We start from the raw sequence: 22,640 nt of genomic DNA on the forward strand, positions 1-22,640 counted from the left end.
GCGCTCAGCCCAGCTGCGCCGAGCGCTCCGGGGCCTCGCCCTTCACATGCTCGTCGAGGAAGCCGATGAAGGTCTCGTACCAGACCTGCGCGTTGCCGCGGCCCATGATCCAGTGGCCCTCATCAGGGAAGTACAGGTAGCGGTGACGGGTGCGGCCCTGCTCATCCCGCGGCGTGGCGGAGAAGGTGTTGAGGTCGTACCACAGGGCGTGACCCTGGGCGATCGGCACCCGATAGTCCTTGTCACCGTGGATGACGAGCATCGGCACCACGATGTCGCGCACGAACTCCTTGGGGTTGTACTGCGGGTTCTGGCGGCGCATCGGCCGCTCCCAGGCCGCGTTGTCGGTGGTCGAGCCCATCGTCGCGGTGTCCCACAGGGAGGCGTGGGTGACGATGCAGCGGAAGCGGTCGCCGGTGTGTCCGGCCACCCAGTTGGCCATGTACCCGCCGTAGGAGCCACCCGCGAAAGCCGTGCGGTCCGCGTCGATGTCCGCGCGGCCGATGGTCGCATCGGTCAGCGCCATGATGTCGGTGAACGGCGCGCCGCCCAGCTCATGCTGCCCGCGATCGATCATCGCCTGCCCATAGCCGGTGGAGATCGCCGGATCCGGCAGCAGCACCGCATAGCCCGCATCGACGAAGGGGCTGGGGTTCCAGCGGTAGGTCCAGGCGTTCCACGACCCCCACGGGCCGCCGTGCGCGAACACGACCAGCGGATGCGGGCCCTCCCCGTCAGGCAGGCGCAGCCAGGCGCGCACCTCGGTGCCATCGGCGCCGTGGGCGGTGACCTCGGTGAGCTGCCCGGGGGCGTCGAGCTCATCGGCAGGGTTCGGCAGCGCGGTGACGGTGCCGGTGGCGGGGGAGATCCGCACCGGATGCGGCGCCACGGTGATGCCGGAGGCGCTTGCGACGAGCTGCTCCCCGGCCACCTGCAGGTCGGAGAAGGTCAGCTGCTGCTCGAGCCCGCCGGCGAGGCGCCGCGGCGCCGGGTCGGTGAGGCCGCCGATCCACACCGAGCCGCGGCCGTGGTCATCGCCGGTGGCCACGAGCGTCGCATCGTCCAGCCAGTCGATGTCCAGCCAGTCGTCGGCCTCGGGCCACACCGTGGTGGTCGCACCGGTCGTGAGATCGAGCATCTCGGTGGAGGAGGAGAGGGTGGCTTCCTCGGTCCAGGTGCGGGAGCGGCCGATCAGGGCACGGGACCCGTCGGGGCTGAACGGGCCGGGATAGTGCTGGGTCTCGGCTGTCGCCTCGCGCAGCAGCCGCGGCTCCTGCTCGCCGGTGAGGTCCAGCAGGTAAAGGTCCGCGACGGCCAGCAGGTCATGGCGGGAATCTGACATCGCAACCAGCGCCCGGGTGCCAGCGCGGTCCACGCTCCAGGCCACCAGGCGGCCGGGCGGCATGGGGATGTGGCGGAAGTGCAGGACCTGGCGGCGCGGGGTGTCGTCCTCGGCGTCCGACGGGGCGGTGTCGGTGGTGTCGGGGTCCGGGACGCCCGGGGGCAGGGTCGGCTTGGCGGCCATGAGGTCGTCGGGCAGCTCGGCGATCGCGAGGACAGGGCGGGCCGGGCCGAGGTCATGGTCCCAGTAGCGGGTAGGGAAGGCATCGTGCAGCGCGGCGGTGACCTTGGCCTGCTTGCGCTCCTTCGAGAGCTTCGCGTGCTCGACCTCATCGCTGGCCTGGGAGTGGACCTGGAGCTCCGTGACCAGCAGGTTCCCGGCAAGCTCGAGGCGGCCGAAGCCACCGGGACGGGCGGCGAGCTCACGGGCCTCACCACGCACGGGCAGCGCCCACAGCTGCGCATCGTCGGCCTCCTCGCCGTCCTCCCCCACGCGCTTGGCGGTGAAGAAGGTGGTGCCGTCCTCCGCGGCGGCGACCGCGCCGATGGAGGCTGCGCCGCGGGTCAGCGGGAGGATCCGGTCATCCTCGAGCTCCACAAGGGCGGTGCGGTAGGCGGTGCCCTTGGCGTCCGGCCGACTGACTGTGGCGAGGATCCTGCCTCCCCTCGTGGTGGTCAGGCCGCCCAGGCGGGCCGCGTCCAGCAGGGTCTCGATGCTCGTCGCTGACGTCATGGAACCCCATCCTGCCATCCGTCGGGCGTGCTCGTGCCCGGTGGGCCGTGCCCGCACCGGCGGGCCCGTCGGCGGCCCCGCGGCCCGCGCCGCCCACGCCTGTTGACCCAGCGGCCCCGCCCCTCACCCTCGCGTCACAGCCCCTTGCCCTCGCTTCACATATCGTTTACTATTTAACTATCTACATCGTGGCAGGCTTGCACCAGAACAGTCGCAGGCCCACGCCACCCGCCGCGGCCCCGTCGGCACCACCCCGTCGGCCCCGCCTAGAGCCAGACCCTACGGCCCCAGCCGGTACCACGCCCCGTCGGACCCGACAGGAGCCGGATCCCACCAAGCCCCGGGAACCTGGTCCCATCGGATCCCAGGATCTGGCCCCACCGGGCCCCGGGGATCTGGCCCCACCGGTTCACCGGGCCCCTGGGACCTGGCCCCGCCGGATCCGTCGGCCTTCGGGAACATGGACCGCCGACCCAGCCCCGCGGCGGTGCGAGCATCGAGGAGCACAGCATGCAGTTCGGAATCTTCTCCATCGCCGACATCACGCCCGATGTCGCGACCGGCAATGTCCCCACTGAGCAGGAGCGCCTGCGCGGCATCGTCGAGCAGGCCAAGCTCGCCGAGCAGGTGGGCCTGGACGTCTTTGCGATCGGTGAGCACCACAACCCACCGTTCGTGACGTCCTCCCCCACCACGACGCTCGCGTACATCGGCGCGCAGACCGAAAAGATCATCCTGTCCACCGCGACCACGCTGATCACCACCAATGATCCGGTGAAGATCGCGGAGGACTACGCGATGCTGCAGCACCTCACGGGGGGCCGCGTGGATCTCGTGATGGGGCGCGGCAACACCGGGCCGGTCTACCCGTGGTTCGGGCAGGACATCCGCAAGGGCATCGAGATCGCGATCGAGAACTACGAGCTGCTGCATCGGCTGTGGCGCGAGGATGTCGTGGACTGGAAGGGACAGTTCCGCACGCCGCTGCAGCAGTTCACCTCCACGCCGCGGCCGCTGGATGGGGTGCCGCCGTTCGTGTGGCACGGCTCGATCCGCTCCCCGCAGATCGCTGAGCAGGCCGCCTATTACGGCGACGGTTTCCTGCACAACAACATCTTCTGGCCGATGAGCCACACCAAGCAGATGGTGCAGCTGTACCGCGAGCGCTTCGAGCACTATGGCCACGGCACCGCCGCGCAGGCGATCGTCGGGCTCGGCGGCCAGGCGTTCATGCGCAAGAGCAGCCAGGATGCGTGGACCGAGTTCCGCCCCTACTTCGACGCGGCCCCGGTGTACGGCGGCGGGCCGTCGATGGAGGAGTTCACGCAGATGACGCCGCTGACCGTCGGCTCCCCGGAACAAGTGGTGGAGCGCTACCTGACGATGGCCGACCATGTGGGCGACTACCAGCGGCAGATGTTCCTCATGGACCATGCGGGGCTGCCGCTGAAGACGGTGCTGGAGCAGATCGAGCTGCTGGGCACCGAGGTGGTGCCGGTGCTGCGCAAGGAGCTCGATGCGCGTCGGCCGGCCGATGTGCCGGATGCCCCCACGCATGCCTCGCTGGTCGCACAGAAGGAGACGCGGGACGGGGTGTTCGATCCGACGTACCGCTTCCACACGGGCGACAACTGGACGGGCCTGCGCGCGGAGGATCGGGCGGAGAATAGGGCCTCATGACCTCTGCATCCCGTTCCCTCGTCGTCCTCGCAGCGGGACTGTCCACCCCCAGCTCTACGCGCATGCTCGCCGATCAGCTGACAGCCGCGGTGCGCGCGCAGCTCACGGCCGATGGCGCTCCGCTCGAGGTGCATGTCCACGAGCTGCGCGACCACGCCGCGGACATCACGAACGCCCTGGTCACGCGCTTCCCGAGCGCGTCGCTGCAGGAGGTCATCGGCCAGGTCCGCGCGGCCGATGCGGTCATCGCCGTCACCCCGATCTTCAACATGGGCGCATCCGGCCTGTTCAAGACGTTCCTGGACGCCGTGGAGCGCGAGGTGTGGCGGGGCAAGCCCGTGCTGCTGGGGGCGACGGCCGGCACCGCGCGGCACACGCTCGCGCTGGATCTGGCGGTGCGCCCGTCCTTCGAGTACCTGAAGGCGCGCGTGGTGCCGACGACGGTGTTCGCGGCCGCCAGTGATTTCGGGGCGGCGGATGCCACGGAGGCCGACGAAGCTCCGCTCGCTGATCGGGCGGCGCGGGCCGCGCGGGAGCTCGCGGTGATGCTCGCGGCCGATGGGGCGGCGTCGGGCGCTGCTGCGCACCCTGCTCGCAGCGCTGAGCAGGCCACGGGCGACGATGAACAGGCCGCGGGCGACGCCGCGCAGGCCGCGGGCGAGAGCGTCGCCCGGGGGCTGGATCCCGAGTTCGCGGACTTCACGCCGATGGGGAAGCTGCTGGGCGGCCGAGGCTGAACCGGGGCGCTCTCTGTGCGCCTCAGCTCCGCCCGTTCAGCACGGCTACCGTCGTGCGGAGCCGCTGGCCAGGGCGGCGTGATCGACGTTTGGAGGCACCTTCATGGCCGCGCACCGCGACCTGACCATCCCGCCGTTCGCATCTGTCTGGGCGCAGATGGAGGTGGACGAGGCTGCCGTGCGGGAGAGCACGCGGGATGCGCGGATGGAAGGCCCGCTCGGCGCTGCTGTGAAGGCCGGTGTGGTGCTGGGGCTCATCGGATTCGTCCTGGGCATCCTCGTGTATGTCGTCTCGAATCTGCTCGGGCTCCTGATCGGCCTGGCGGGCGTCGCCCTGCTGGGCGTCTCGGCGTTCGTGGGACTGACGCAGGCGGGGACGGCGCGGCAGAGCTTCTCCCAGTCCGTGGGCACGCCGCTGATGGAGCAGCTGCTTGCGGGCATGAGCACCCCGGGTGCCGCGCCCGCTGCGGCTGACGGCTCGGTACCTGTGCTGCGGGCGAGCTACGCCCTGGATGGCACGGTCCCGGCGCGGACGCTCGCCAGTGCGGGGCTCGTCTACGACACCCAGATGGTGCAGGAGGATGTGATCACCGGGCGGCTCGGGGACACCGAGTTCGTCCTGGCCGATCTCAAGTGGCAGTCCGCGGTCACGCCTGAAGAGCGTGCACGGGAGACGTCGGAGCCCAGTGCCCGGCAGCGGCGCGAATGGCGCTCCCTGGCGCGCCAGGAGCTGCGCGAGAGCGGCCTGCGCATCAGTCGCTCCGCGGTCAATGATCGGGCCGAGTACATGTATTGGAAGTCGAAGCAGAAAAGCGAGCTCGAGCAGCAGCTGGAGAGGGCCTTGGAGAAGAAGAGGCGTGAGGTGGAAAAGCTGGGCCCCTCGCTCGTGTTCTTCTCCGCCGACTTCCACCGCCCCTTCGCCAGTGAGACGTACTTCCTGCCGTCGGAGCGCACGCGCGGCCTGACCTCCCTGGACCGCGAGGAGGCGGCCGAGAGCGAGCTGGAGCCGGTGCCGATGGCGGGACTGCAGCTGCCCGACGGGGTGGAGGGCTGGAGCACCGATCCGGCTGAGGCCCATTCCCTGCTGACGCCGCAGCTGATCGAGACCCTGAGCGCGTTCATCGCCGAGATGGGTACGGAGTCCGTGGGGGTTTCCTTCACCGGCAGCCGGATCAATCTGGCCTTCAGCGTGGACGTCAACCTGTTCAGCCTCGACCCCACCAGCGCCGACATCCGCGCTACCGCCGAACGGATCTACACCGACGTCGCGCGCTTCCTCCACCTGGTGCAGGACCTGGACCGCTCCCCGCAGGTCTGGGCGCGCAGCTGACGGGGCAGGTGGTTGAAGGGGGGCGCGCAGCTGACGGGGCAGGTGGCTGGAGGGGGCGCGCAGCTGACGGGGCAGGTGGCTGGAGGGGGCGGGCAGCCGCGCGTGGCTGGCGGGGGCGGGCAGCCGCGCGCAGAAGCCGCAGGCATGTGGTGACGCCACCATTTCTCCCGGCCTGGTGCGGGTGCGAAGGCTCTATACGGATCGGCACCCGCGGTACTCCGGGGTAGGTAGTGATCTTGCGTAGAGACAAACTCCTGCCGAGCTGATGTAGTGATGCGGCGATGCGGTGATCGCTAGATTGCGCATATGCGGACAACACTCGACCTGGACCCGGCGGTGCTCAGTGCCGCCCGTGCACGTGCACAGGCTCAGGGGATTTCCATCGGCCGCGCATTGTCCGATATCTCCTTGCGAGGCCTGGATCTCGATACCGCCTCCGCGGACACAAGCAGCGGTTTCCCGGTGCTCCGCGGAGCACCGGGGCATGTGGTGACCGATGAGCTCGTGGCCGAGCATCGCGATGACGAACCCGAGGAATGCTGTGCTTCTTGACGTCAACGTCCTCATCGCGCTGTCGGGGCCTGTCAAATGGTGTGTGTAAGGGGTGTGGCACCACCCCCTGAAGGAGACACACTGTGACGATTGACGCCATGCCGAAGATGAGCGCCGAGGAGCGCGCTGAGCGTCGTAGAAAGCAGGCCGAGCTCGCGGCCGAGCTCAAGACCACCGGAGCCCTGGATGAGGTTTTCGCCCGGATCGATGCCGGTGAACCGCTGACCGGAGACGGCGGGGTGCTGGGCGGGATGCTCAAGGCCGCCCTGGAGCGGGGCCTGGAGGCCGAGCTGAGTGAGCACGTGGGCTATGAGAAGGGCGCGGTCGATGCCGCCGACCACCCGAACTCCCGTAACGGGTACTACGCCAAGACCGTGACGAGCGAGGTCGGGGACATCGAGCTCGCGATCCCGCGCGATCGGGCCGGGACCTTCACCCCGATGCTGGTAGGCAAGGGTCAGCGCCGCCTGGACGGGGTCGACGGGATGATCATCTCGCTGTACGCCGGCGGGATGACGCTGCGCGACATCTCCCACCACCTAGCCTCCACGGTCGGGGTGGACGTGAGTCACGAGACGATCAGCAAGGTCGTGGACTCCATCGCCGAGGAGGTCCTCGCGTGGCAGCGCCGTCCGCTGGAGTCGCTGTACCCGGTGATCTACCTCGACGCGATCATGGTCAAGGTCAAGGACGGCTCTCACGTGGTCAACAAGGCCGCCCACATCGCCGTCGGCGTGGACATGGACGGCATCAAGCACGTCCTGGGGATCTGGGTCCAGACCCACGAGGGCGCGAAGTTCTGGGCCCAGGTCTGCGCGGACCTCGCCAACCGCGGGGTGCGCGATGTGCTGATCGTGTGCTGCGACGGGCTGACCGGCTTTCCCGAGGCGATCGAGGCGACCTGGCCGCTGGCCACCGTGCAGACCTGTGTGGTCCACCTGATCCGCGCCGCGATGCGGTTCGTGTCCTACGGGGACCGCAAGGCCGTCGCCACGGCGCTGAAGCCGATCTACACCGCCGCCAGTGAGGACGCGGCTCTGGAGGCGCTGGAGGCATTCGAGGCCGGCCCCTGGGGCACGAAGTACCCCGCCGCGGCGCGGACGTTCCGGGCGGCCTGGGAGCGGTTCATCCCGTTCCTGGCCTTCCCGCCCGAGCTACGCCGCGTCATCTACACGACGAACGCGATTGAGTCGCTGAACTACCAGCTGCGCAAGGTCACCAAGAACCGCGGCCACTTCCCCAACGACGCCGCCGTGGTCAAGCTGCTGTGGCTGGCGATCTGCAACATCGAGGACAAGCGAACCCGGGAGCGCGAGAAGGAACGCGGCCTACCCGCCGCTGAACGCCGAGCCCCCGGACGCCTCATCGAAGGATCGGTAACCACGAACTGGAAGGCCGCCCTCGGCCAACTCGCCCTCGTCTACCCCGAACGAATCGAACCCTACCTGTAACCCCCGTCACACCCCTTACACACAGGGATTGACAAGCCCCGCTGTCGCTGGACACCCACGTTCATCATCGAGCAGCGCATCGCCATTTCTCGCAGCTCTCCCAGTGGAGCACCTGCTCCATCACGGAGGGAGGGCTTCTACGGGCGCTCCTCACGGAGAAACTGACGGGCCGGAAGGTCGAGGGCCCGGAAGCCCTCGGCCAGCTGCGCGCCATCCGCGCGGTTCCTGGATGGCGTTTTCTCGACGACAGCACGTCACTTGCGGCCCCCTCCATCGACACCAGAGTGCTCGCTGGACGACGGCAGGTCACGGACCTCCAGCTGCTCAATCTTGCAGCTCATCACGGAACGCGCCTGGCCACCTTCGATGCAGCTATGCTCCGCGTGATCGCCCCCGCAGACCGAGACCTCATCGAGGTGTGGGACGCTTGACCGCGCCGGTACGTCCGGTTGCGCGGAGGGTTACCACTTGTCCCGCCCTGGTGCAGGTGTGAACCCCGTATAGCGAACGGCACCCGCGGTACTCCGGGGTAGGTGGTGGGTGCATGGGACGGCTCACCCGCCGCGGCACCCTGGACACGCGACCCCGGAAGCACCCTGCGCATAGTCTCCCTGCCATGATCCACCGCATTTTCAGCGTGCCCGTGGCTGAGGTGTACCCGCACTACGTCACCAAGGTTGAGAAGAAGGGCCGCAGCCGCGAGGACCTGGACACGGTGATCAGCTGGCTCACTGGCTTCGACGCCGAGCAGATCGCGCAGCACCTCGACGAGGGCACCACCTTCGAGGACTTCTTCGCCGGGGCGCAGCTGAATGCGAACGCGCCGCTGATCACCGGCGTGGTCTGCGGAGTGCGCGTGGAGGATATCGAGGATCCGCTGATGCAGAAGATCCGCTACCTCGACAAGCTCGTCGACGAGTTGGCGCGCGGCAAGAAGATGGAGAGCATCCTGCGAGGCTGATCGGGCCTGACCGCACCGGTGCGCCATACTGGGCGCTCCCGCGGCGTGCTCCCCTGCCGCACGGCGCGGCCCTTTCTCCCCTGAGCGCGCGAAGGAGCTGCCGTGGCAGAGCTCAAGAAAACCCTCGGGTTCCCCTCCCTGATCGCCCTCGGCGTCGCCGGGGTGGTGGGCTCCAGCTGGATCTACACCTCCTCGACGTTCTTCGCCGATCTCGGGGCGGGCGGCATGATCGTCGGCCTGCTGATCGGCGCGGTGTTCGCGTCCTTCGTAGCCCTCGCCTACGGCGAGCTGACGAGCGCCATCCCGCGCGCTGGCGGTGAGGTGGTGTGGGGGTACACGGCGCTGGGCCGCTCCGCAGGCTTCGCCACCGGATGGTTCCACATCGGCGCATATATCGCCTCGCTGTCCTTCTATATCACCGCGCTCGGCACACTGCTGGGCAAGTACGTGCCGATGATGAGCCAGATGCCGCTGTACAGCGTCAACGGTGAGGCGGTGACGCTGCCGGTGCTCGCCGTCGGCATCGCGCTCGCGCTCGTGGTGTTCGCGCTGAACTGGTTCGGAGTGAGCATCGGGGCGCAGATCCAGGTGCTGCTGTTCGTCGTGATGCTCGCGATCGGGGCGGCGCTCGCGACCACGGCGCTCGTCGTCGGGGAGCCGGGGAACCTGTGGCCGATGTGGACCCCCGAGCAGAACCCCGCCACCTCGACGCTGCGGATGGTCGTCCCCGGCATCACGTACGTGGTCGGTTTCTCGCTGGTGGCGGTGCTGGCCGAGGAGTCGAGCCTGAAGCCCGGGCAGGTGGGCCGGGCCGTGGTCGCCACCGTGGCGGTCGCCGCGGTGTTCTACACCATCGTGCTGCTGGCCACCGCATACGTGATCCCCTGGGAGGACGTGGCCAGCGCGGATCTCGGCACCATCGACGCCTTCACCCAGGCCGGCTTCCCGCTGCTCGGCTTCGGGGCGTTCCTCATCGGCGTGCTCGGGCTCATCACCAGCTTCATCGGCCTGTTCGTGGCCTCCAGCCGCGTCACCCTCGCGCTCGCTCGCGCCCGCCTGCTGCCCTCCGCCCTCGCGGTCGTCGACGAGCGCTCCGGCGTGCCCCGCAACGCCCTGCTGTTCGTGCTGGTGGTGACGGTGGTGCTGGGTCTGCTGGGGCCCGGCGCGATCATCTGGTTCCTCGATGCGGGCGGCGTGTTCCTGTCGATCGTGTGGGTGATGGTGGTGATCGCGAAGTACCGGATGCCGCGCGTCTATCCGGGGCTCGAGTACGGGTACCGGGCGCGCCCCGCGTTCCTGCCGGCCCTGGGCGCGATCGGCGCGATCCTGGTGATCCTGTTCTGCCTCATCCCCGGCACGGGCATGACGCTCGTGTGGCCCTATGAGCACATCATCCTGGTGGGCTGGGCGGTGCTGGGGGCGATCCTCTATCTGGTCACCCCGGCACCGAAGGACAAGGACGCGGCATTCACGGAGATGGTGGGGCCTCTCGCCCCGACGCTGCAGGCGGCGCGGCGCCGGGATTGAGGCGAGGGCCAATGCACAGCGCCCCGGTGAGCATCAGCTCACCGGGGCGCTGTCGTCTGCTGCGCTGCTCAGTGCGCAGCGCCGCTCAGCCCGCGGAGCTCGGGGACTGTGCGGAGGTGGCGCTCGGCGCCGAGGGAGCGGAAGCCGGGCTGGGTGCGGACTGCGCGCTCACCGGAGACGGAGCCGTCGGGGCGGACTGCGCCGAGACCGGGCTCGGGGCGGACTGCACCTTCTGCTGCGTCGGCGCGGGGGCCGGAGAGGGAGCCGACGGCGCGGCGGCCTTCTGCGCAGGCTTCGGGGCCAGGGCCGGGGACGGGGCGGACTGCGCCGTGGGAGCGGAGGCCTTCTGGGCCGGCTTCGGGGCCGGTTTCGGCGCGGGGGCCGGGGACGCCGCGGTGGGGGCCGACGGGGTGGTGGTCGAGGGCGCGCTGGTGGCGCTGGCCATGTCCTCCACCGGCGGGACCCGCTCCGGGGACGGAGCATTGGCACTGGCAGCCGAGACGACGTCACGCTGAGCATCGCTCTCGGTCACGGCGCCGTCGCCCACGCCGCCACGCTCCTCAGGCAGGCTCGGGCCACCGGCGACGAGGGCGTAGGCCACGCCCGGGACGAGGACGGCGGCGGTGGTTCCGGCTGCCACGGTCCAGATGGTCTTCTTCCGCATGATGCTCTCCTTCAGTGCTGTCCCCCAGGGGGCGGGCTTGACGTGTTACCTGTACTTAACCCCGGCGTCATGAGACGGGCCCGAGATGCACATGAGAGGGTTCACATGTGCTGGTCGATGCGGTGCATCGCTCCGCTCTTCAGGAGGTCTTCGATGATCCGTCCCGGTCTGTGCTCGGTCACGTTCCGTGAGCTCTCGGTGCCGCAGGTGGTGGCGCTCGCTGCCGCTGCGGGTCTCGCGTGCATCGAATGGGCGGGGGACGTGCATGTGCCACCCGGGGATCTGGCCGCGGCGCGCCATGCCCGGGAGGCCACCGAGGCGGCCGGGCTCGCGGTCGCTTCCTACGGCACATACCTCGATATGGAGGGGGCCGACGGGGCGCTGAAAGAAGCGACGCAGCAGGTACTCGCCTCGGCCCGGGAGCTCGGAGCGCCGCGGATCCGGGTGTGGGCCGGTCGCACCGGCTCCGCGGAGGCTGGCGCTCAGCAGCGCACGGCGGTGGTGGAGCGTCTGCAGTACGTGTGCGATGCGGCGGCCGCGGAGGACATCGAGGTGGGGCTCGAGTTCCACGGCAAGACCCTGACCGATGAGATCGGTTCGACGCTGCGGCTGCTCGATGAGGTGGGGCGAGCGAATCTGCGCTCCTACTGGCAGCCGCATCAGGGCATGGATCGCGCCGCGGCCGTCGACACCCTGCACCAGGTGCTGCCGCTGGCCTCGACGATCCACGTGTTCTCGTGGTGGCCGATGGCCAAGCGCCTGCCGCTCGCCGAGCGCTCCACGCTGTGGCAGGAGGTGTTCACGGTGCTCGCCGCGGAGGGCAGCGACCGCGATGCGCTGCTGGAGTTCGTGCCGGGCGATGACCCGGCAGTGCTGGCCCGGGAGGCGCAGACGCTGCGGGATCTCATCGCTGCCGGGGAGCAGGACGCCCATGATCCGATGAGCGCAGAGGCCGCACGATGAAGGCCCTGCTCACCCTGCCCGATGGGCTGCAGCACCGCATGTTCTCCCCCGCCCAGCTGGAGAAGCTCGCCGAGCTCGTGGACGTCGATGTGGAGCAGCCGATCACGGACTTCGGTGCGGCGCCGGACGCCGTGCTCGGCGGCGTAGAGGCGCTGATCACCGGCTGGGGCTCCCCGCTCGTGGACGCCGCAGCGCTCGCGCGGATGCCGCGCCTGCGGGCGATCGTGCACACCGCCGGGACGGTCCGCTTCGTGGCGGGCCCAGCGGTGTGGGAGCGCGGCGACATCGTCGTCACCTCCGCCACGGAAGCGAACGCCGTGCCGGTCGCGGAGTTCACGCTCGCGCAGATCCTGCTCGCCGGAAAACGGTCGCTCGCGCAGGAGGCGCGGCATCGGGCCGAGCACGGCCGCCCATCGGCCCTGCGTATGCCCAGCGACGTGGGCAATCACGGGGCGGTCGTCGGGCTGATCGGGGCCTCCCGGATCGGGACGCTGGTGGCGCAGCTGCTGCAGCCCTTCGATCTCGAGGTGCTGATCACCGACCCGTTCGCGAGCGCCGAGCAGATCACCGCCCTGGGTGCAGCCCGGGTGGAGCCGGAGGAGCTGTACGCCCGATCCGACGTGGTGAGCCTGCACGCCCCAGATGTGCCCGCCACCCGCGGCATGGTCAGCCGCGAGCTGCTGGCGCTCATGCGCGACGGCACCACGTTCATCAACACCGCTCGGCCGGCGCTCGTGGGTCTCGACGCCCTGCGGGATGAGCTCGTCTCGGGCCGGCTCAGCGCGGTGCTGGATGTGCATGATGACCTGGCGCCCGATGATCCGCTGTGGGAGGTGCCGACGGTCTCGATCACCCCGCACATCGCCGGGTCGCAGGGCAATGAGCTGCACCGCATGGGCGCTGCGGCGCTCGAAGAGGTGCGGCGCCTGGTCGCCGGTGAGCCGGCGCGTTTCCCCGTGGACCCCAGCACACTCGGCCACAGTGCGTGAGCTGCCCTGCATCAGTCCACCGTGAGATGCTGGATCTTCCCGCCTGCGCCCCCTCGGAGACTGAGATGACCAGCCCGTCCGCCCCCAGCCCGTCGGCCGCCGCCCCGTCGGCCCCTACCACCCCCGCCCCCGGCACGCCGGAGTTCCTGCTGCTGCGTCGCACGGGCCCGGCCGAGCGCTGGCTGGAGGCGCTGCCGCTCGGGAACGGGCGGATCGGCGCGATGGTGTGGGGCGATCCGGCCACTCCGCGCTTCTCCCTGAACGAGGCGACGCTGTGGTCTGGCTCGCCGGCCTCGACGCAGCACCGCCACACCTCCGCGGAGCAGGCCCGCGATGCGATCGCCAGGTCCTGGGAGCTGTTCCGTGCGGGGCAGGTGCGGGCGGCGCAGGATGCGATCGAGGAGCTCGGCAGCTCCTGGTCACAGGCGTATCTGCCGGTCGGGGATCTGCTCATCGAACCGGGACCGTCGGCGGACGCGCAGTCCCCGTCGGCCGCGAACGGTGCGCCGGCGCCCGTCGACCCCACGCCCAGCACCACCCCCGTCGGCCCCTCCCCCGCGGAGCGAATCCTCGACCTCGCCCGCGCCGAGCACACCATTCACGCCGCGACCGGCACCCAGTGGACCGCGGTGAGCCTCGCCGACGAGGTGCTGATCCACGCCATGCCCTGGCCGGCCGATGCCCCGCTGCCGCGTCTCACCCTGGCCACACCGCTGCACATCGAGCAGGAGGACCACTCCCCCGGCGCCCTCGAGATGGTGCTACGCGCCCCCTCGGATCAGCGCGCCGTCGATTTTCGCGACGAGGAGCCCATCGTGTGGGACCCCGAGGGGGCGAGCCGCGCGGCCGTCGTGGTGCGGGCGCGGCGCGAGGGGGAGCGTCTGCTGGTGGTGTGCGCGATCGGCACCACGTGGCAGGGGCTCGGCCGCATGCCGGATCGGCCGCTCGAGGACGTCCTTGCGCAGACTCGCGCGCAGGCCGCATCGGCCCTGGACCGCGGGGAGCAGCAGCTGCGCGAACGCCACCACGCCACCCCGCTGCCGGACCTGGATGCCGTATCGCTGCAGTTCACAGGCTCGCCTGAGGCGGAGCTGCTGAGCACCATGTGGGCGTACGGCCGGTATCTGCTCGCCGCGTCCTCCCGGGAGGGCCTGCCGCCCGCGACGCTCCAGGGGATCTGGAACGCGCAGCTCGAGGCGCCGTGGTCCTCGAACTACACCACGAACATCAACCTGGAGATGAACCACTGGGGCGCGGGCGTCGCGCACCTCCCCACGGCGGCGCGGACCTTCGCCGCGTGGGTGGCGATGCTGCGCGAGCAGGGGCAAGAGACCGCGCAACGGCTCTACGGGGCCGACGGGTGGGCCCTGCATCACAACGCCGACCCGTGGGGGTACACCGACCCGGTGCGGGGCGATGCGTCGTGGGCGACGTGGCCCGTCGGCGGCCTGTGGATGGAACGGGAGATCGACGCTCACCTGCGCTTTTCCGGCCGCACCCGGGAGGATCTCGCGGCCGAACGCTTCCCGGCGCTGCGGGAGGCCGCCCGCTTCGCCCTCGCGCTGCTGCGTGAGGGGGACGACGGGCACCTGGTCACTTTCCCGTCGATCTCCCCGGAGAACCTGTACCGCGACGCCCAGGGTGATGTGGTGGCGCTGACCGCGGGCTCCGGGATGGATCGCTGGCTGGTGCGGGAGACCTTCACGCATCTGCTGGAGGCCGCGGAGCTCACCGGCCACGGGGAGGACGCCGTCGTCACCGCGGCCCGGGAGGCGCTGGGTCGCGTAGCCGAGGTGCGGATCGGGGCCGATGGGCGGGTGATCGAATGGCACGCAGACGACCTTCCGGAGGTGGAGCCGACGCACCGCCACCTCTCCCACCTGGGGTTCCTCTACCCCGGGGATGTGCCCGCAACCCCGGAGCAGGAGGCCGCGGCGACGGCGACCATGCTCGCGCGCGGGGATGAGGCCACCGGCTGGTCGCTCGTCTGGAAGACGGGGATCTGGGCGCGGCTGGGCCGGGCGGACCGGGTGCAGCGCCTGCTGGAGATGTACCTCAGGCCCGCGGAGCGCGCGGGCGAGCGGGACCGGGCCGGGCTGTACCCGAACCTGTTCTCCGCCCATCCGCCGTTCCAGATCGACGGAAACCTCGGAATCATCGCCGCACTCGCGGAATGCCTGGTCCAGTCGCATCGCGGCGACATCGAGCTGCTGCCCGCGCTCGCCCCGATGCTCGCGCACGGGAGCATGCGCGGACTGCGAGCGCACCCTGGCATCGAGGTGGAGATGACCTGGCAGGCCGGGGAGGTCACCGCGCTCGCGCTGCGGGCGGTGGGCCCGGGCGCGATCGGCACCCATACGGTGCGCCACGGGCGCCAGATCACGCAGGTCAAGCTCACGGACCTCAACCCGGTCACGGTGGATGTCGAGATGCTCAGGAGTCGCTGAACTTCCCACCCTCGACAGCCACGGCCAGCACATCGGTGTCGGAGAGCACCCATTCATCGTCGGCCCGGAAGCCGCGCAACCACGTGACGCCCTGGACCACCCGCAGATAGAAGCCGAGCGGGAACTCGACCTCCGGCCGCAGCCGCGGCGAGAGCACGGTGATCGCCGCATCCGGGGCACGGCCGATCGACAGCCGCGGATCGGCCGACGGCTCCTGGTCGGGCATCGCGAGACGCAGGTACGGGCCGGTTACGGGCGGGCACGGTGCCAGACCCCGCACCTCGATACCCTCCATGACCTGTGGGAACGTCGCGCCTTCTGCGAACCCGAGCTCTGCCAGCGAGGCCACCCGGACATGGAGGCGCTGCGGCGACGGCTGCTCGAACACCGGATGCTCGAGCAGGGTCTCCGCCGAGGGGTTGCGCCGCACCCCGGCGGCATCGAGCGCGGCCAGCAGCTCGCGACGAGGAAGGCCGCCTGCCACCAGGTCGAGCTCTCTCACGCCGCGCTCACGACGCGATCCGCGCGCCTGCCGGCCACGGCAGAGTCGATCGCGGTGGAGGGTTCGAACCGGACGCCGAGAGACCTGGGCGGGAGCGTGGAGACCATGGCCCAACGCTACCGTCGAAGTGCCGCAGACGATGACTCCCATCGCATCGTGGCTGCGGCACGGCGGCGCCTGCCCGGCACGACCCGCAGGGTCTGACACGATATGTCCGGTCCCGCCCCGGCACCTCGCGCGGTGGGCAGGAGGCTGATCCCATCCAGGAGGACTCGTGGCAGCACGCTCGGCACACAGGGGAACCATCACGCGACGCACCTTCGGCGGCGCCGCAGCGCTCGGCCTCGCCGGAGCCCTGGCCGCCTGCACCGACAACGGTGCGGATGGGAAGGGCGGCAAGGGCGGATCGTCGCAGGCCACCGTGGAGTACGTCGCGGAGCCGCCGGCCTCGGCCCTGGTGCCGGGTGATGACCCGGCCGCCGCCGCGGTCGCGCTCAGCGGAGCGCTCGTGGCCTCCGCCCGCCAGGTCGTCATCGCCACCCCCGACACCCTGGAGGCGCTGCTGCCGGTCGCGACCTCCCATCGGCTCCCGCTCCTGGTGGGGACCGACCAGAAGGTCCGCGAGGAGATCGAACGCCTGGGAGCGGAGACCCTCGTCATCGGCGCCGGCACCGAGCTGGGCGAGCTCGCGGGCGACCGGGAGACCACCGAGCTGGATCTGACCGCGGAGGACCCGGCGGCCGATCTGGAGGATGTGGCGGTGGATGCCCCGGCCCTCGCGGTCACCCTGCTCACCGATCCCGACGCCGAGGATTCCGCCACGGAGCTCGCCACCGCTGTGATCGAATCCGTCGGCGGCACCGTCACGGAGGTGCCAGGCGGGCAGGTGCGCGCCACCGGCGAGAGCGTCGGCGCGGTGAAGGACGCGGCCGGGGATGACCCGTCCACCGGTGTTCTCGCCCTCGGTGAGAGCTTCGGACCCGCGGAGGAGTGGCCCCAGACCGTGCAGTCGGTGGTGGAGACCGCGGAGCTGCCCGGCGGCGGCCAGATCGCCTTCCCCGGCCGACGCATGATCGCCGCCTACGGCTCCCCGGGCACCCCGAGCCTGGGGATCCTCGGCGAGCAGGGGCTCGACGAGTCGATCCAGCGCGTCAAGGACCTCGTCGGCGAATACGAGGGGCTCGCCGACGAACCGCTGATCCCGGCCTTCGAGATCATCACCACCGTCGCCTCCGCCGCAGCCGGCGGGGACGGCAACTACTCCACCGAGTTGGACATCGAGACCCTGCGGCCCTGGGTAGATGCCGCCGGAGAGGCCGGGGTGTACGTGGTGCTGGATCTGCAGCCCGGCCACACCGACTTCCTCACCCAGGCGAAGCTCTACGAGGACCTACTGCTTTCCCCGCATGTGGGGCTCGCCCTGGATCCGGAGTGGCGGCTCAAGCCCGGGCAGAAGCACATGGTGCAGATCGGCTCGGTGGACGCTGCCGAAGTCAACGAGGTGGTCACGTGGCTGGCGGACCTCACGCGCGACAACTCCCTGCCGCAGAAGCTGCTGATCCTCCACCAGTTCAACCTCTCGATGATCCGCGATCGGCAGGACGTGGACACCTCCCGGCCCGAGCTCGCGATCACCCTGCACGCCGACGGCCACGGCGGGCGCGCGGACAAGATGGGCACCTGGAACGCGCTGCAGCAGGACCTGCCCGAGGGGATCTTCATGGCGTGGAAGAACTTCTACGACGAGGACTCCCCGATGTTCACGCCCGAAGAGACCTACGACGTCGAGCCCCGCCCCTGGTTCGTCTCGTATCAGTGACGCGCGAGGCTTCCCTCCCCCAGCCAATCCGTGAGGCCCTCCCCCAGCCAATCCGGCTACGTTTTCGTGGTTATCGGGGCTCAATAAGCACGAAAACGTAGCCGTCTGCGCTGGGGTCTCCGCCGAGCCTGCGCCGCGCCGCGCCGTCGACAGGGCAGGATGGGGGCACCGCCCCGCCCGACCCGTCGGCCCCGCTGCCCCGCCCGACCCGTCGGCCCTGTCCACCCCGCCCGACCCGTCGGCCCTGCCCACCCCGCCCGACCCGTCGGCCCTGCCCACCCCGCCCTGCACTGCCGCACCCTGGAGGTCACGCCATGAGCATCCCCACCCCCTACGAGGACCTGCTGCGCGAGGTCATGGAGACCGGCCACCCCAAGGGCGACCGCACCGGCACCGGCACCCGCAGCCTGTTCGGCCGCCAGATCCGCTACGACCTCTCCCAGGGCTTCCCGCTGATCACCACTAAGCGGGTGCACATCCGTTCGCTCGTGGTGGAGCTGCTGTGGTTCCTGCGTGGGGATACGAATATCGGCTACCTGCACGAGCATGACGTCACGATCTGGGATGAATGGGCTGATGAGAACGGGGATCTGGGCCCGGTGTACGGGGCGCAGTGGCGCTCCTGGCCGGCCCGTGGCGGCGGAGTGATCGACCAGATCAGCCAGGTGGTCGAGGAGATCCGCACGAACCCGGATTCGCGTCGGCTCATCGTCTCGGCGTGGAACCCGGCGGACATCCCGCAGATGGCGCTCGCCCCCTGCCATGCACTGTTCCAGTTCGAGGTGCATGGCGGGAAGCTGTCCTGCCAGCTGTATCAGCGCAGCGCCGACCTGTTCTTGGGGGTGCCGTTCAACATCGCCAGCTACGCGCTGCTGACGCACATGATCGCCCAGCAGACGGATCTGCAGGTGGGTGATTTCGTGTGGACCGGCGGGGACTGCCACATCTACGACAACCACGTGGAACAGGTGACCCGGCAGCTCGGACGGGACCCCTACCCGTACCCGACACTGCGCATCCTCCGCCGCCCGGAGACGATCTTCGACTACGAACTCGAGGATTTCGAGATCGAGGGCTACCAGCACCACCCGGGCATCAAGGCGCCGGTGGCGGTGTGAGCGCGGACAGCGAGAAGAGGGCCGACGGGGCTGCGGCGGCCGGGAGTACGGACCCGATGCGCCGCTCCCCCGCGCTCAGGGTCGACGGGGGCGCAGCCGGCGGCGGTTCGGCGGACGCAGACGGCCAGCGTGGCCGCCCCCAGGTCGGGCTGATCTGGGCGCAGGCGCGGGATCGCGTGATCGGCGCGGGCGGGACGATGCCCTGGCATCTGCCGGAGGACCTCAAGCATTTCCAGCGCACCACCCTGGGCAGCCCCGTCGTGATGGGCCGACGCACCTGGGAGTCCTTCCCGCCGCGGTTCCGCCCTCTGCCGGGGCGCACGAACATCGTCATCACCTCCCGGGAGGACTTCGCGGCCGACGGGGCGGTGCGGGCCGGGAGCCTCGAGGAGGCGCTGGAGCTCGCGCGGGGGGTGCTCGCCGGGGACGTTGACGGGACCGCGCGCGAGGCGCCCAACGCGGACGGGCCTGCCGAAACAGCCCCCGCCAGCCAGCCCGGCACCGTCGGCCCTACCTCCACCAGCGACCCCGGCACGATCTGGGTGATCGGCGGCGGCGCCGTGTACCGCGCAGCGATGGTGCATGCGGATCTGCTGGTCGTCACCGAGATCGACCTCGCGGTCGATGGCGACACGACGGCACCCGAGATCCCCGCGGACTTCACGCTTCAGCGCACGGATCCCGCCGAGGGCTGGCACACCGGGGCCGGTGGCCTGCGGTACCGGATCCTCACGTACCGACGCTGAGCCGCCACGCCCCACCCACTCTTGAAATCGATTACTCACCCTGGTGAGATGGGGTCATGCCCCACGACGATGTGACCCCCCATCCCGCTGACGCCGCCTCCGTAATCGCGGAGGGCCGCGCGCACCTCGGCATCGAGCTCGGCTCCACCCGCATCAAGGCCGCCCTGGTGGATGACGCCGGCGCCGTGCTCGCCACCGGCTCCCACGCCTGGGAGAACGAGCTCGTGGACGGCACCTGGACCTATTCCCTGGAGGACGCCTGGGATGGCGTGCGCGCCTGCTACGCGGACCTCGCCCGCGACGTGCAGCAGCGCCACGGGGCGCCGCTGACGCAGCTGGCGAGCCTCGGAATCTCCGGCATGATGCACGGCTACCTGGCCCTGGACGCCGAGGGGAAGCAGCTTGCCCCGTTCCGCACCTGGCGCAACACGGACACCACCGAGGCTGCGCAGCTGCTCTCCCGCACCCTCGGGGTGAACATGCCGCTGCGCTGGAGCGTCGCGCATCTGCTGCACCAGATCCAGCTGGGCTCCGAGCACGTGCAACGCCTGGACTTCCTGACCACCCTGGCCGGGTATATCCACCTCGGGCTCACCGGCGAGCGCGTGCTCGGCGTCGGTGAGGCCAGCGGCATGTTCCCCATCGGCGAGGCGGGACGGGACTGGGACGCCGCGCAGCTGGAGCGCTTCGATGCCCTCGAGCAGGTCCGGCCCTTGCCGTGGCAGCTGCGGGAGGTGCTGCCGCGGGTGCTCGTGGCTGGGCAGGAGGCCGGTCGTCTCACCGCGGAGGGGACCAGGCGCCTGGATCCGACGGGGACCCTGCAGCCGGGGGCGCTGACCGCCCCGCCGGAGGGGGATGCGGGCACCGGCATGGTCGCCACCCACGCGATCGCCCCGCGCACCGGCAACGTCTCCGCGGGCACGAGTGCGTTCGCGATGGTGGTGCTGGAGGGGCCGCTGTCGGGGCCGCGCGAGGAGATCGACATGGTCACCACCCCGGCCGGGGACCCGGTGGCGATGATCCACACCAACAACTGCACGAGCGACCTCGACGCCTGGATGGGGGTGTTCGCGCGTTTCGCTGAGCTGATCGGACGCCCGCTGGAGGCCGAGGAGCTGTTCGGGACGCTGTTCGGCGCGGGCGCTCAGGGCGCGGCCGATGCCGGCGGGGTCCTGTCATACAACTACGTCTCGGGCGAGCATCAGACCCATGTCCCCTCGGGCCGGCCGCTGCTGGTGCGCGAGCAGAGCGCGGAGCTGACGCTCGAGAACTTCATGCGCGCCCAGCTGTACGGCGCCTTCGGCGCGCTCGCGGTGGGCATGGATGCGCTGCTCGTGGATGAGGGCGTGCGGATCGACGTCATGTACGCCCACGGCGGGATCTTCCGCACCGAGGGTGTGGCCCAGCAGGTGCTGGCCGATGCGCTCGACACCCCCGTGGCGGTGGGTGAATCCGCTGGGGAGGGCGGCGCCTGGGGCATGGCGCTGCTCGCCGCCCACACCGCGCACCGCGCGGGCGGGTCCGAGCAGTCCCTTGCCCAGTACCTGGATGCCGACGTGTTCGCGACCCAGGAGCTCTCGCAGCTGAAGCCCACCGCGGAGGGCGCGACCGGCTATCGCCGCTGGCTGGAGGCCTACCGGGCGGGTCTGCCGGTCGAGCGTCTGGCTGGCGAGGTGCTGGACTGAGGGCAGGGGCCGATGGGCGCACTCCCCCGTCGGCCCGCCGCATCGCTCACCCCGCCCGGGCGCTGTGCGCGGGACCATGTCCCGCTCCGGCTCGGTATGACACAGGCCCGCGCGAACCAGGTACCGGTAGGAGCCTGCTGCGAGATGGTTGACTGTTCCCCGCAGGAGGGATCGACATGTCGACGGGGACCAGCCGCACGCAGCTCGGGGAGCTGAACATCCGGGCAGTGATCCATGCCCTGCGCCGCCTGGGCCCGTCGAGCCAGCGCGAGATCGCCGAGCACGCCGCCCTCTCCATCCCCACGGTCTCCGTGATCGTGCGAGGGCTCGAGCAGCGCGGGACCCTGCGCGTCGTACGCACGGAGAGCAATGGCCGGGGCCGCCCCCGCGCGGTGTTCGATCTCGTGCCCGACGCTGCCCACGCGATCGGGATCCACCTCGACCCAGCGCTGATCACCGTGGTCGCGCTGGATATGACCGGCCAGCCCGTAAAGATCGCACACGACAACTCCGTGGACCCGGACGATCCTCACTCCACTCTCGCCACGGCAGCAGGCATGGTGGAGCAGGTTCTAGAGGATGCACAGCTTCCCGACGCCGATGCGGTCCAGTGCGCACTCGCGGTTCCCGGTCGTATCGACCCGACGCACGGCGCGATCGCCGACTCCGTATGGCTCCCTCACTGGAACGGGGTGCCCGTCGCCGGGATCTTGGGGGAGCGCCTGCATCGCGACGTGCCGCTGCTGAAGGACACCTTCGCGGCGATGTCCGGCGAGATCTGGGTGCGCGGGGGCGAACTCCTCGATGCGACCAGCATCTTCGTGTACCACGGGACCGGCACTGGACTCGGGATCGCCGTGGACGGCCGTGCCGTGCCGGGCCAATCCGGCAACGCCGGCCAGGCCGGACGCCTCTTCGAGCTGCTCTCGTCCCCTGGTCTTACGGAAGCCGCCACGGCCCATGACCCCGCGGATGTGGTCACCACCGCCCTCGCCGAAGGGCTCCTCGAGAACGCTGCGGGGTCACGCTCCCCGGATCCCCGCCACATCGGGCACGCGTTCCGCCAGCTCTGCGCGCTCGCGGAGACCCGGGACGAGCGCGCCCTGTCCCTCCTGCAATCCGCGGGGGACCGCATCCACCGTGTCGCCGCGGTGGCGGCGGACGTCCTGGATGCCGGCTTCGTGATCCTCGGCGGCCCGTACTGGGAGCTGGTGCGGGATCTCCGGCTCCCCCACGCCGAGGAAACGATCGGACGCCCCGCCCAGCACGGGCGCGCACCCGTGAGGGTCCTGGCCTCCGCGCTCGGCCAGGATGCCGGGGCTGTCGGTGCGGCCAGCGTGGTGCTGGACCGCCGATTCCGGTGACAGCCGACCCTGCCTGAGGGCGTGACGAACC

18 protein-coding genes are annotated in these 22,640 nt (G+C 70.6%); 15 read left to right on the forward strand and 3 right to left on the reverse strand.

The window, feature by feature from the left end; translation table 11 throughout:
* Positions 1-4: 4 nt before the first annotated feature.
* Entirely contained in the window at positions 5-2,074 is a 2,070-nt protein-coding gene (locus CJ197_RS12715; RefSeq protein ID WP_102237117.1) for an alpha/beta fold hydrolase, read from the reverse strand.
* Between the two features lie 510 nt (positions 2,075-2,584).
* Here CJ197_RS12715 and CJ197_RS12720 point away from each other — a divergent pair.
* The 7 genes from CJ197_RS12720 to CJ197_RS12755 all read left to right on the forward strand — a co-directional run bounded on the left by CJ197_RS12720 (position 2,585) and on the right by CJ197_RS12755 (position 10,312).
* Complete coding sequence (locus tag CJ197_RS12720; protein ID WP_102237118.1) at positions 2,585-3,754, forward strand: LLM class flavin-dependent oxidoreductase; 1,170 nt, start codon at positions 2,585-2,587, stop codon at positions 3,752-3,754.
* Positions 3,751-4,491 (forward strand): CE1759 family FMN reductase, encoded by a 741-nt coding sequence (locus tag CJ197_RS12725; protein ID WP_102237119.1) that lies wholly within the window; start codon positions 3,751-3,753, stop codon positions 4,489-4,491. Before CJ197_RS12720 ends, CJ197_RS12725 begins: the two co-directional genes overlap by 4 nt.
* 103 nt (positions 4,492-4,594) lie before the next feature.
* Complete coding sequence (locus tag CJ197_RS12730; protein ID WP_102237120.1) at positions 4,595-5,821, forward strand: DUF3137 domain-containing protein; 1,227 nt, start codon at positions 4,595-4,597, stop codon at positions 5,819-5,821.
* Positions 5,822-6,229: 408 nt separating this feature from the next.
* Positions 6,230-6,373 carry a hypothetical protein gene (locus CJ197_RS15410; RefSeq protein ID WP_199173933.1) on the forward strand — a complete coding sequence of 48 codons (144 nt, stop codon included), beginning with the start codon at positions 6,230-6,232 and terminating at the stop codon, positions 6,371-6,373.
* A gap of 107 nt (positions 6,374-6,480) precedes the next feature.
* Entirely contained in the window at positions 6,481-7,824 is a 1,344-nt protein-coding gene (locus tag CJ197_RS12740; protein WP_233190940.1) for an IS256 family transposase, read from the forward strand.
* 619 nt (positions 7,825-8,443) lie between these two features.
* Positions 8,444-8,785 (forward strand): DUF2200 domain-containing protein, encoded by a 342-nt coding sequence (locus CJ197_RS12750; RefSeq protein WP_199173937.1) that lies wholly within the window; start codon positions 8,444-8,446, stop codon positions 8,783-8,785.
* Positions 8,786-8,887: 102 nt separating this feature from the next.
* Positions 8,888-10,312, forward strand: a complete 1,425-nt coding sequence (locus tag CJ197_RS12755; RefSeq protein WP_102237125.1) for an APC family permease — start codon at positions 8,888-8,890, stop codon at positions 10,310-10,312.
* A gap of 85 nt (positions 10,313-10,397) precedes the next feature.
* Here the strand turns inward: CJ197_RS12755 and CJ197_RS14950 are convergent, their stop codons facing one another.
* A complete protein-coding gene (locus CJ197_RS14950) occupies positions 10,398-10,976 on the reverse strand; it encodes a hypothetical protein (protein WP_146007779.1) in 579 nt (192 codons plus the stop codon).
* Positions 10,977-11,129: 153 nt separating this feature from the next.
* On the opposite strand from CJ197_RS14950, the gene CJ197_RS12765 reads away from it, so the two are divergent.
* The 3 genes from CJ197_RS12765 (at position 11,130) to CJ197_RS15640 (ending at position 15,375) form a co-directional block, all read left to right on the forward strand.
* Positions 11,130-11,939, forward strand: a complete 810-nt coding sequence (locus CJ197_RS12765) for a sugar phosphate isomerase/epimerase (RefSeq protein WP_102237127.1) — start codon at positions 11,130-11,132, stop codon at positions 11,937-11,939.
* Complete coding sequence (locus CJ197_RS12770) at positions 11,936-12,928, forward strand: hydroxyacid dehydrogenase (RefSeq protein WP_102237128.1); 993 nt, start codon at positions 11,936-11,938, stop codon at positions 12,926-12,928. Before CJ197_RS12765 ends, CJ197_RS12770 begins: the two co-directional genes overlap by 4 nt.
* A gap of 65 nt (positions 12,929-12,993) precedes the next feature.
* Positions 12,994-15,375: a glycoside hydrolase N-terminal domain-containing protein gene (locus tag CJ197_RS15640; RefSeq protein WP_102237129.1), complete on the forward strand. Its 2,382-nt coding sequence runs from the start codon at positions 12,994-12,996 to the stop codon at positions 15,373-15,375.
* On the opposite strand, the gene CJ197_RS12780 is transcribed toward CJ197_RS15640, so the two are convergent.
* On the reverse strand, positions 15,362-15,877 hold the full coding sequence (locus tag CJ197_RS12780; protein WP_102237130.1) for a hypothetical protein: 516 nt from the start codon (positions 15,875-15,877) through the stop codon (positions 15,362-15,364). The two genes, CJ197_RS15640 and CJ197_RS12780, sit on opposite strands and share 14 nt — an antisense overlap.
* Before the next feature lie 274 nt (positions 15,878-16,151).
* Between CJ197_RS12780 and CJ197_RS12785 the strand changes: the two genes are divergently transcribed.
* The 5 genes from CJ197_RS12785 to CJ197_RS12805 all read left to right on the forward strand — a co-directional run bounded on the left by CJ197_RS12785 (position 16,152) and on the right by CJ197_RS12805 (position 22,609).
* On the forward strand, positions 16,152-17,696 hold the full coding sequence (locus CJ197_RS12785) for a hypothetical protein (protein ID WP_233190936.1): 1,545 nt from the start codon (positions 16,152-16,154) through the stop codon (positions 17,694-17,696).
* Between the two features lie 314 nt (positions 17,697-18,010).
* Positions 18,011-18,814: a thymidylate synthase gene (locus CJ197_RS12790; protein ID WP_102237131.1), complete on the forward strand. Its 804-nt coding sequence runs from the start codon at positions 18,011-18,013 to the stop codon at positions 18,812-18,814.
* Between the two features lie 56 nt (positions 18,815-18,870).
* Positions 18,871-19,560, forward strand: a complete 690-nt coding sequence (locus CJ197_RS12795) for a dihydrofolate reductase (protein WP_102237132.1) — start codon at positions 18,871-18,873, stop codon at positions 19,558-19,560.
* A gap of 56 nt (positions 19,561-19,616) precedes the next feature.
* The gene (locus CJ197_RS12800) at positions 19,617-21,245 is read left to right on the forward strand and encodes a xylulokinase (protein ID WP_102237133.1); all 1,629 of its coding nucleotides are present in this window, start codon (positions 19,617-19,619) and stop codon (positions 21,243-21,245) included.
* A 176-nt stretch (positions 21,246-21,421) separates the two neighbouring features.
* Positions 21,422-22,609 carry an ROK family transcriptional regulator gene (locus CJ197_RS12805; RefSeq protein WP_102237134.1) on the forward strand — a complete coding sequence of 396 codons (1,188 nt, stop codon included), beginning with the start codon at positions 21,422-21,424 and terminating at the stop codon, positions 22,607-22,609.
* Positions 22,610-22,640 lie beyond the last annotated feature (31 nt).

The sequence above is a fragment of the Brachybacterium sp. UMB0905 genome, assembly GCF_002871795.1.
In the GTDB taxonomy this organism is placed as follows: Bacteria; Actinomycetota; Actinomycetes; order Actinomycetales; family Dermabacteraceae; genus Brachybacterium.

Bases quoted from the DNA above. Each gene is read 5' to 3' on its own strand.
- CJ197_RS12715 (WP_102237117.1), bottom strand. From the start codon at position 2,074: ATGACGTCAGCGACGAGCATCGAGACCCTGCTGGACGCGGCCCGCCTG.
- CJ197_RS12790 (WP_102237131.1), top strand. From the start codon at position 18,011: ATGAGCATCCCCACCCCCTACGAGGACCTGCTGCGCGAGGTCATGGAG.
- CJ197_RS12795 (WP_102237132.1), top strand. From the start codon at position 18,871: ATGCGCCGCTCCCCCGCGCTCAGGGTCGACGGGGGCGCAGCCGGCGGC.
- CJ197_RS15640 (WP_102237129.1), top strand. From the start codon at position 12,994: ATGACCAGCCCGTCCGCCCCCAGCCCGTCGGCCGCCGCCCCGTCGGCC.
- CJ197_RS12765 (WP_102237127.1), top strand. From the start codon at position 11,130: ATGATCCGTCCCGGTCTGTGCTCGGTCACGTTCCGTGAGCTCTCGGTG.
- CJ197_RS12770 (WP_102237128.1), top strand. From the start codon at position 11,936: ATGAAGGCCCTGCTCACCCTGCCCGATGGGCTGCAGCACCGCATGTTC.
- CJ197_RS12725 (WP_102237119.1), top strand. From the start codon at position 3,751: ATGACCTCTGCATCCCGTTCCCTCGTCGTCCTCGCAGCGGGACTGTCC.
- CJ197_RS12720 (WP_102237118.1), top strand. From the start codon at position 2,585: ATGCAGTTCGGAATCTTCTCCATCGCCGACATCACGCCCGATGTCGCG.
- CJ197_RS12800 (WP_102237133.1), top strand. From the start codon at position 19,617: ATGCCCCACGACGATGTGACCCCCCATCCCGCTGACGCCGCCTCCGTA.
- CJ197_RS14950 (WP_146007779.1), bottom strand. From the start codon at position 10,976: ATGCGGAAGAAGACCATCTGGACCGTGGCAGCCGGAACCACCGCCGCC.
- CJ197_RS12740 (WP_233190940.1), top strand. From the start codon at position 6,481: ATGAGCGCCGAGGAGCGCGCTGAGCGTCGTAGAAAGCAGGCCGAGCTC.
- CJ197_RS12805 (WP_102237134.1), top strand. From the start codon at position 21,422: ATGTCGACGGGGACCAGCCGCACGCAGCTCGGGGAGCTGAACATCCGG.
- CJ197_RS12730 (WP_102237120.1), top strand. From the start codon at position 4,595: ATGGCCGCGCACCGCGACCTGACCATCCCGCCGTTCGCATCTGTCTGG.